At 68.2% G+C, this 9,474-nt stretch carries 6 protein-coding genes and 1 tRNA gene; 4 read left to right on the forward strand and 3 right to left on the reverse strand.

Annotated features, from left to right (window positions below; translation table 11 throughout):
• Positions 1–12: 12 nt before the first annotated feature.
• Positions 13–1,365, reverse strand: a complete 1,353-nt coding sequence (locus ACFU99_RS21150) for a hypothetical protein (protein WP_384394228.1) — start codon at positions 1,363–1,365, stop codon at positions 13–15.
• Between the two features lie 84 nt (positions 1,366–1,449).
• Positions 1,450–3,759, reverse strand: coding sequence for an NHL repeat-containing protein (locus tag ACFU99_RS21155; protein WP_384394230.1), 2,310 nt, complete (start codon positions 3,757–3,759; stop codon positions 1,450–1,452).
• A gap of 573 nt (positions 3,760–4,332) precedes the next feature.
• Here ACFU99_RS21155 and ACFU99_RS21160 point away from each other — a divergent pair.
• Positions 4,333–4,539: a hypothetical protein gene (locus tag ACFU99_RS21160; protein WP_384394232.1), complete on the forward strand. Its 207-nt coding sequence runs from the start codon at positions 4,333–4,335 to the stop codon at positions 4,537–4,539.
• Between the two features lie 88 nt (positions 4,540–4,627).
• On the opposite strand, the gene ACFU99_RS21165 is transcribed toward ACFU99_RS21160, so the two are convergent.
• Positions 4,628–4,715, reverse strand: a tRNA-Leu gene (locus ACFU99_RS21165).
• A 141-nt stretch (positions 4,716–4,856) separates the two neighbouring features.
• Between ACFU99_RS21165 and ACFU99_RS21170 the strand changes: the two genes are divergently transcribed.
• The 3 genes from ACFU99_RS21170 (at position 4,857) to ACFU99_RS21180 (ending at position 9,440) form a co-directional block, all read left to right on the forward strand.
• Complete coding sequence (locus ACFU99_RS21170) at positions 4,857–6,146, forward strand: DUF2254 domain-containing protein (RefSeq protein ID WP_384394234.1); 1,290 nt, start codon at positions 4,857–4,859, stop codon at positions 6,144–6,146.
• Positions 6,147–6,540: 394 nt separating this feature from the next.
• Positions 6,541–7,800, forward strand: coding sequence for a formyl-CoA transferase (gene frc / locus ACFU99_RS21175; protein ID WP_384394236.1), 1,260 nt, complete (start codon positions 6,541–6,543; stop codon positions 7,798–7,800).
• Between the two features lie 161 nt (positions 7,801–7,961).
• The gene (locus tag ACFU99_RS21180) at positions 7,962–9,440 is read left to right on the forward strand and encodes an OFA family MFS transporter (protein WP_384394238.1); all 1,479 of its coding nucleotides are present in this window, start codon (positions 7,962–7,964) and stop codon (positions 9,438–9,440) included.
• Positions 9,441–9,474: the final 34 nt, after the last annotated feature.

Raw genomic sequence — 9,474 nt, forward strand, 5'->3', positions numbered from 1 at the left:
CCGTTGCCCAGGTCAGCCCCTGGGGCGTATCTCGACGGTGTCCTGTGCGGTGGCGAAGACCGGTTCGCCCAGCTGGATGCCGACCAGGGCCCGCCCGGCCGGGGCCGTCGCCTCGACCTCCAGCGCCGGATAGACCGACGCCCAGGCGTCCTTGCCGGGCCCGCTCGGCACCAGGTTCAGCGGCACGGCCGGGCAGGTCAGGGTGCGGCGGTCGGCCGACAGCACCGCCGGGGCGACGACCTCGTGGCCCTCGTCCTCCCAGCGGGTGAACGCCAACCGTTCCTCGGTGAACCGCAGCCCTTCGGGGGCGGTGAAGACGGCCTTGACCGTGCCGATGGTGCGCTGGCCGGTGTTGCGGATGACGAAGGGCGGGTAGATCCAGCGGTCCTGGCCCGCGGTCGCGGTCAGCGTCTGTGTCTTGATGCTCGCCCGCAGCCCGGTGTCGACGTTGTGCGGCGCCGTATACCGGTAGTAGACGCTGCCGAGTTGGAAGGCGTCCTCCGGCTTCGCCTCGTCCCAGCGCAGGTTGCTGGGGGAGTTGTCCGGGTTGGCGGACTGCGGCCAGACCAGGAAGCGGTAGTAGCCCGGCTTGTCGCCCAGCTGCCGCAGGTCGAGCGCGGGGAGGGTCACCTTGCGGCCCGTGCCGCTGTCCCTGTGGCCGTCGGCCTTGTGCACCTGCGGGGTCGGGGTGTAGTGCGAGGGGGTGCCGTCCTCGTGGACGAGTTGGTAGTAGACGTGGTCGCTGCTGTTGCTCGCCACGCCCTGCTCGCCCTGGCGCAGATTGACCAGGTCGATGATGAACTTGTCACCGGCGATACGGCCGTCGTCCGCGACGAGGCCGAAGCCCGCCTGGCTGTTGGGGCTACCGCCCCAGTTGTTGTCGTAGGGCAGCCGGACGAAGGGCCGGCCGACCTTCTCCGGATCGCTCCTGTTCCAGGCGCCGGCGAGTACCTCGATCTCCGGGTTCGCCGTGCGGACATCCCCGTTGCCGAGGACGACGTCGACGCGGATCTGGTATGTGCGGCCGTACGCGGGGCGGGGGTCGGCGTCGACGTTGAGATCGCCGCGCAGGGTGAAGGTGATCAGGTCGGCGTCTTCGAGGAAGGTGAGATCGATGACCTCGTACTCCTGGCCGATGCCGCCCCGGCCCCGCTTGACCTCCGTCGCGGCGATGTCCACCTGCCTGTTGCCGGTGTACGAGTACTTGACCTCCTTGATTTTTACGCCCATCGGAACGCGGATGCGGCCGTCGTAGCGGAACTCGCTGTCCCAGACGGCGAATCGGTTGGCGTGGCCCAGGGTCCGGATGCCGGTGGTTTCGGGGTCGGGCGGCTGCGGGTTCTGAGGTGTCGCCGGAGTGCTCATGCTCGATGTCTCTGCTTCCTGCTGGGAGCGGGTTGGGAAGGGCGTGAGGCAGGGGCCGTCCTTGGAGCGGCCCCTGCGGTTCTGCTACGGCGTCTCGATGACGATCGAGGCTTGGCCCGCGGCGAAGGGCGGGGTGCCGAGCTGGAGGCTCACGCTGACCGTGCCGGGCGTCGCGAAGGAGTCGGCCTCCATCTCCGGGTAGAGCAGGACCCATGCGCCGGGGGCGATGTCCAGGCGCGCCTGGCGGCAGGTGAGCTGACGGCCGTCGGCGGACCGCTGGGCGGCGTTGACGACCTCCTGCCCGGCGTCCTCGTGCCACAGCACCAGCCGGTCCTCCGTGAACCGCAGACCCTCCGGAGCGGTCAGCACGACCTGTTCGGCGCCGATGGCGCGTCGGCTGGTGTTGGTGATCTGGAGGACCGCCGGGTACGCCCACTGGTCTCCGGGCCGTACTCGCGCCTGGTTCTGTTTCGTCTGCGTCACCCGGGCGGTGAGATCCGACTGGGCGCCGGTGACGGCGCCGGAGATCTGGACCGGGGCCAGGCGTCCGATGCTCGCGGAGCCGTTGTCGTAACGGCCGGGCAGGGCATTCGCCCGGGCCTGAGCCGGGATGGTGTAGATGAGTGTGCCGGTGTCGCTGGCGGTGGTGTTGAGGTGGGGGTTCGCCGTGATGATCAGGGTCTGCCCTGAGTCCTCGATGCTGTGGTCGAGGCTGCCGGTGATGATGCCGTGGACGGTGTCGTGGTACGCGTACGCCGGCCGGCCGCTGAAGGTGAAGCCGTCCGGCGCGGTGAAGCGCTGGACGATGATCCCCGGGTTGACCGGCTGACCGGTGCCGGAGGTGAACTTCATGGTGAAGACGGTCCGTTGCCCGGGAGCGGCGGTGGGGACCGTGTCCTGGATGACGGTCAGGGCCGTCTCGTCGCCGACCGGTGCGGGGACGACCACCGTCACGGGCAGTTGCTCGACGTTGTCCTTGAGGTCGATGTCGCCGCTGTACTGAATCTCCAGCGTGGAGTGGTAGATCCCCGGGGGCGTGGTGTCGGGGGCGCTGACCCGGAAGACACCGTCGAAGGAGCCTTGGTGGGGTGGGAGCTGCTGACCGGTGAAGGTGCGGCCCAGCCGCCGCTCGCCGGTGGCCGGCACCCCCACCAGGCCGCCGGCGAGGTTCAGTACGACGGTGACGAACCGGCCGTCCACCGGGTTGGGGCCTCGGTTCTTGATCCGGACACCGAGGTCGAACGCCTGGCCGCGCTGGACAGCGTACGGAGAGACGCTCTCGCCGTACAGGTCCGCGGCGGGCGGTAGCGGCGGGGCCATGTCCGCCACGGCCGTCACACCGCGGACCCGCTGGTTGCTGTGATCGCCGATGTACAGATTTCCCGCGGCGTCCAGCGTCACTCCGCTCGGGTTGTAGAGCCGGGTGGAGACGGCCGGGCCGCCGTCGTCGACGTAGCCGGCGACCCCGTTGCCCGCGACGGTGGTGATGATGCCGTTGGCGGACACCCTGCGCACGCGGTGGTTGCTGCCGTCGGCGATGTACAGGTTCCCCGCGGTGTCCGGCTCCACGCCGTGCGGGTAATAGAGGCCGGCGGCGACGGCGGGCCCCCCGTCCGAGACGTATCCGGCGGTGCCGTTGCCCGCGAGGGTCGTGATGATCCCGGAAGGCGTCACCTTGCGCACCCGGTGGTTCCCGCAGTCGGCTATATACAGGTTTCCCCCGGAATCCACAGCCACCCCGGACGGGTACTGAAGCCGGGTGGCGACAGCCGGTCCGCCGTCCGAGACGTAGCCCGGCTGGCCGTTGCCGGCGACGGTGGTGATGATGCCGGCAGGGGTCACCTTGCGGACCCGGTGGTTGGACCACTCGCTGAAGTACACGTTCCCCTCGCGGTCCGCGGCGATGCCGTGGGGGTGGTGGAGCCGGGTCGCCACGGCCGGACCGTCGTCCGAGACATAGCCCGCTTCGCCGTTGCCGGCGACGGTGGTGATGATCCCGGCGGAAGTCACCTTGCGGATCCGATGGTTGCCGGCGTCGGCGATGTAGACGTTGCCGGCGTCGTCGACGGCTACGTCGATGGGTTCGTTGATCCGGGTGGCGACCGCGGGCCCGCCGTCGGAGACGTACCCCGCCTGGCCGTTGCCGGCGAGGGTGGTGATGACCCCGTCGGGGGTCACCTTGCGGATCCGGTGATTGGCGCGGTCGGCGATGTAGAGGTTGCCCTGCTGGTCGACGGCGAGGCCGATGGGCAGGTTGAGTTTGGTGAGCGGCGCGGGCCCGCCGTCGGAGAGATACCCGGCGGCACCGGTGCCCGCGACCGTGGCGATCGCTCCGTCGGGCAGGCCGGCCGGCTGTGGTCCGGTACCGGTGCTCGTGATCGGTTCACCTGCCATGAGTGCTTCTCCCGTCTGCGTGCACGGCACGTCGGACGCGGGAATGCCCCGCCGATGAGGATGGGGTGGTCCAAAGGAGCTAGCCGGAGCCTAGGCGTCGGGCTTCGGTGGCTCTCCATGTCTCTTCCGGACAAGCCGTCGAGGGCGTGAACGGCGTCCTTGCGCCGTAACCCCAGAGGCCAATCGGACCTCTCAGTTCCGGCCAGACCGAAACCGGCTGCCCGCCCTGATTCGTACGCGCCACAGGCCCGGACCCACGGGGCGGCTGCCGCTCACGCCCACCAGGGGAATGCGGGGGTCCGGTGTAGCGAAACGCACCGAGGGGGGCTGAGCCATGGCGGGAAGAAGCCCGGCTCGATGGCCGGAACGTAGCGCAGACCGTCCTGAAGACGTACCTGGTCCGCCTGATCCTGTCAGTCGGCTACGTGGACCAGACGCAGGCCCTCCCACTACGGGGCCTCGCCCCAACCCGGGAGTCCCTACGCCGCTTTACCGGTGAGCAGGGAGTACCCGGGTACGACGCCGGGCTGGTGCTCGACTTCGAGTGTCACATCCGCCTCGTACGCACCGCCCTTGCCGCGTTCGAAGCTCGAAGGAAGAAAAACGGGCCCGGCCGCCGCCTGGGTCGTGGTACGGATCTTCGCCGAGCACCTCGCGGGCATCGGCCTCTTCGCCATCGCCCAACGGCTCACCGCCGACAGCGTCCCCTGCCCCTCCGCCTACGACCGGAAGCTCTCCGCCTCCGGAGCCAACAGGATTGGCCTGTCGTCCCTGGTCTGACCTGGGAAATCTCTGGGCTGTTGGTCACGTGGTTGGTCACGCCACACCCCAGAAACGCAGAAGACCCCTGATGAACAGGGGTCTCAGCTGGTGTCCGAGGGGGGACTTGAACCCCCACGCCCGATAAAGGGCACTAGCACCTCAAGCTAGCGCGTCTGCCATTCCGCCACCCGGACCAGGTGTTGTCGGTGCGGGGCGTTGCCCGCGGCGACATGGACAACAATACCAAGGTTTCGGAGTGCCTTTCACCTGGCTATTCACCTAGGGCATAACCTCTATTTATGGGTGATAGCGGTCAAACAGTACAGATCGGTGGGATGCGCAGGCCACGGCCGCTCTCGCCGTTGCGGGAGCATCTGCGGGATACGTTCTGGTTCACGCCCGCGGTGGGGCTCGTCGGGGCGATCGCGCTGGCCGCGGTGGTGCTCGCGCTGGACAACCTGGTGATCGAGGTGTTGCAGGACGGGGGTGAGTACGGGACCGTCCGCTCGTTGATCAAGATCGCCGAGGACACCAAGACGATCGTCACCGCCGTCGGGTCGGCGATGCTGACCTTCATCGGTGTGGTCTTCTCGATCAGCCTGGTCGCGCTACAGATGGCAAGCGGACAGTTCTCGCCGCGCGTGGTGCGGCTTTACGTGCGCAGCCGGATCACCAAGTGCACGTTCGCGGTGTTTCTGGCCACCTTCCTCTTCGCCCTGCTGGTGCAGGCGTCCTACGAAGGCGACACGAACCCGCGCACGGTGTCCACCGTGCCCGTCATCTCCAGTCTCACCTGTGTGGTTCTGGTGCTCGTGAGTCTGGTGTTGTTCATCGCCTATGTGAACTCGACGATCCGGCTGATGCGGGTCAGCCACGTCGTCGACCGGATCACGCGCGAGGCGTTCCGGGTGCTCGACCGGTACGAGCACGGGAGCGGGGAGACGCCCGTACTGCCGGAGGCGGTGGCCGAGGCCGCGTACCAGGGGCGGGCCGGGGTGCTGCGGGATGTGCATATCGCGCGGCTCGTACGGATCGCCCGGCGGAACGGGACGGTGCTGCGGCTCGTACCGCGGATCGGGGACTTCGTGGTGCCGGGGACGCCCGTACTCGCCGTGCACGGCGGCACCGAACCCTCGCGGCGCGCCCTGCGGCACACCATGACCGTCGGCGTCGAGCGCACGTACCACCAGGACCCGGCGTTCGGGCTGCGCCAGCTCTCCGACATCGCGCTGCGCGCCCTGTCCCCCGCCGTGAACGATCCGACGACCGCCGTGCAGTGTCTGGACCGGATCACCCAGTTCCTGGCAGCCGTCGCGGACCGGCCGCTGGGCGTGCTGCATCACCGCGACGCGAAGGGTGCGGTGCGACTGGTGCAGGAGTTGCCCGCCTGGACCGACCTTGTCGATCTCGGGTTCAGCGAGATCCGGGGGTGCGTTGAAGGAAACCCACAGGTCAGCCGGCGGATGATGGCCGCACTCGACGATCTGTGGTGGCTCGCCGACGACGAGCGACGGGTGCCGCTGGCCCGGCACCGTACGCTCCTCGTCCAGGCCGTGGAGCGTACGGTCCCGGAAGCCGCCGACCGCGCGTTCGCCCTGCTCCCCGATCGGCAAGGCATCGGCTGAGCAGCCCTTCAGTCGTCCTTCAGCCAGCCTTCGATCGTCCTTCGGTCGTCCTTCGGTCGTCCTCCAGCCGCTCTTCAGCCCTCCGGGCCCTCAGCGCTTCAACGCGGCTCCGGGAATTCAATGAGCGGTCCTAAGTCCCTTGCGTCCATGGCCCCTTCGAGCTCGGTCGCGTACGCCGGCGGGCCCAGCTGAGCCGCGCGCCCGCCCCTCCCCAGCCTTCCCGATTGTTCTTGTCTCAATTTTTCCGCAGCCTCTCCCCTGCCCTCTGGACAGCGACCGCCGAGTGGGAGTACCAAGGTTCATACAGTATTCGTCGACTGTATGCAATCTACTGCGAATGGGGCATCGCCCCCTCCCCCGCGCGGCACAGGTGCGAAAAGTAAGGAGGCCCGCTGTGGCAACACACGGCACAGCCAGGGCACTTGAAGGTGTGCGTGTGCTCGACATGACACATGTGCAGTCCGGCCCGTCCGCCACTCAACTCCTCGCCTGGATGGGCGCGGACGTGGTGAAACTTGAGGCCCCCACCGGAGACATCACCCGCAGCCAGCTCCGCGATCTCCCCGACGTGGACTCGCTCTACTTCACCATGCTCAACTGCAACAAACGCAGCATCACCCTCAACACCAAGACCGCACGCGGCAAGGAGATCCTCACCGAGCTGATCCGCCGCTCGGACGTGCTGGTGGAGAACTTCGGGCCCGGCGCGGTGGACCGGATGGGGTTCGCGTGGGAGCGGATCCAGGAGATCAACCCCCGGATCGTCTACGCCTCCATCAAGGGTTTCGGGGACGGCCCGTACACCGAGTTCAAGGCGTACGAGGTGGTCGCGCAGGCCATGGGCGGGTCGATGGCCACGACCGGCCTCGCGGACGGGCCGCCGATGGCGACCGGCGCGCAGATCGGCGATTCGGGCACCGGCGTGCACGCGGTCGCCGGCATCCTCGCCGCCCTCTACCAGCGCGAGCACACCGGGCGCGGGCAGCGCGTGAACGTCGCGATGCAGCACGCCGTGCTCAACCTCTGCCGGGTGAAGATCCGCGATCAACAGCGGCTCGCGAACGGTCCGTTGGCCGAGTATCCCTCGATCGGTGGGCAGACCGCGGGCTTCGGGGACGAGGTGCCGCGTTCCGGCAACGCGAGCGGCGGCGGCCAGCCCGGATGGGCGGTCAAGTGCGCGCCCGGCGGCCCCAACGACTACGTCTACGTCATCGTCCAGCCCGCCGGCTGGCCGCCCATCGCCGAACTGCTCGGCCGCCCGGAACTGGCGGCGGACCCGGAATGGGCGACGCCCGAGGCCCGGCTGCCCAAGCTCGGCAAGATGTTCCAGCTGATCGAGGAATGGACGAGCACGCTGCCCAAGTGGGACGTGCTGGAACGGCTCACCGCGCACCGCATTCCCTGCGGCCCGATCCTCTCCACCAAAGAGATCCTCGCGGACGCCTCGCTCGCCGCCGACGGAATGGTCGTCGAGGTCGAACATCCCGAGCGCGGAACGTTCACCACCGTCGGTTCACCCATCAAGCTCTCCGACTCCCCCACCGCCATCGACCGCTCGCCGCTGCTCGGCGAGCACAACTCGGAGATCTACGCCGAGGAGTTGGGGATCGACGAGAAGGAAATTCGGCAGCTCATATCGGAAGGGGTGATTTGATGGAAGGTCATGTCAAGGCCGCTGTACGGGCAGTACGTGCGCTACGAGCCGTACGTGCCCGAACTGTGGGCCACTTGGTGCTGTAGCGCGTCCCCGAGCTCGCGAAGAGACCGGAACAGGGGGAACTGATCGGGTTCTTTCGAAGCCAAGGGGACAACAGCATGAGCACAGCGGAACGACGGAACGACGGGCAGCAGGACATCGGCCGGCAGGAGGTCGGCCAGCAGGAGGTCGGCCGGCAGGAAACCAGTCGGCACGACGCCGCGACTCCTGCCTACCGGGAGATCACGGACAGCAAAGGGCGCGTCTACCGCGTCGGCGAGACCGACCTCGACATCCTCGGGCACAAGCGCCGCCTGATGGTGATCCTGCCGTGGGTCGCGATGATGGGCATCAGCGTCTTCGAGTACGCCTACGGCTCCGCCGAGAGCACCCTCCACAAGGCGCACGGCTGGACGAACACCAACACCTTCTGGATTCTCAGCGTCTGGGTCTTCTTCCAGGCCGGCATCGCCTTCCCCGCCGGCCGGCTGCGGGAGAAAGGGCTGCTCTCGGCGCGTGCGGCGATGTTCCTGGGAGCCGCGCTGGCCTGCGTAGGCTTCCTGTCGATCTCGCATCTGCACAACGTCGTCGAGGCGATCATCGGCTTCGGGGTCATCGGCGGTACCGGTGCCGGAATGGTCTACGCGACCTGCATCAACATGGTCGGCAAGTGGTACCCCGAGCGGCGCGGCGGCAAGACCGGATTCGTCAACGGCGGGTTCGCGTACGGCGCGCTGCCGTTCATCTTCATCTTCAACTACACCTTCGACGCCGGTGATTACCGGGAGGTGCTGGACCTCGTCGGGCTGTACGTGCTGATCGTGGTGGGCTGCTGCGCCTTCTTCTTCAAGGACCCGCCCAAGAACTGGTGGCCCGCGCATATCGACCCGCTGAGCCCGCGCACGACCGGCAAGACCGCGAACAGCCTCTCCAAGAATCCCCCGGCGGCCCGGCAGTACGGTCCGATGGAAGCCATCCGAACCGGAATGCTGCCGCTGATGTGGTTCTGCCTCGTCATCATCGCCGGGGTGTCGATCTTCGGCATCTCCTTCCAGGTTCCCTTCGCCAAGGAGGTCGGATTCGGCCCGCTGGTGGCCGCCATGTCCATGGGCGTCATGTCGGTGATCAACGGAACGGGACGGGGCGCCGTCGGCTGGATATCGGACCGGTGGGGGCGAAAGCCGACGCTGGTGGTCGTGCTCGTGATCGAGGGATTGGCACAGTTCGGAGTGTTGTGGGCCGGCGATGCCCGCAACCAATTCATGTTCCTGGTCTTCGCCGTCATCTCCGGATTCGGCGGCGGCGCCTTCTTCCCGCTGTTCGCCGCGCTGGTCCCCGACTATTTCGGCGAAAACCACAACGCGTCCAATTACGGGCTGGTCTACAGCGCAAAACTGGTCAGCGGCCTGTTCGGCGGCGGGCTGGGCGCGATGGTGGTCTCGGCCTGGGGCTTCTCCGGCGCGTACGTCCTGGCCGGCGGCATCTCGCTGGTCGCGGCGGCGTGCTCGATGCTGCTGCGGCCGCCGGGGCAGCCACGGGCGCCCCGGCGGGTCAAGGTCAAGACGAGCCCGCTGCCGGTTCACCGCGAGGCGATCTAGGCAGTCCAGGTGAGCCGGCTGATCTCCATTGGCC

This window comes from Streptomyces sp. NPDC057654, assembly GCF_042800135.1.
In the GTDB taxonomy this organism is placed as follows: domain Bacteria; phylum Actinomycetota; class Actinomycetes; order Streptomycetales; family Streptomycetaceae; genus Streptomyces.

Excerpts from the sequence above, each read along its gene's own strand:
- ACFU99_RS21150 (WP_384394228.1), bottom strand. The coding sequence starts at position 1,365 with ATGAGCACTCCGGCGACACCTCAGAACCCGCAGCCGCCCGACCCCGAA.
- ACFU99_RS21155 (WP_384394230.1), bottom strand. The coding sequence starts at position 3,759 with ATGGCAGGTGAACCGATCACGAGCACCGGTACCGGACCACAGCCGGCC.
- ACFU99_RS21170 (WP_384394234.1), top strand. The coding sequence starts at position 4,857 with ATGCGCAGGCCACGGCCGCTCTCGCCGTTGCGGGAGCATCTGCGGGAT.
- ACFU99_RS21180 (WP_384394238.1), top strand. The coding sequence starts at position 7,962 with ATGAGCACAGCGGAACGACGGAACGACGGGCAGCAGGACATCGGCCGG.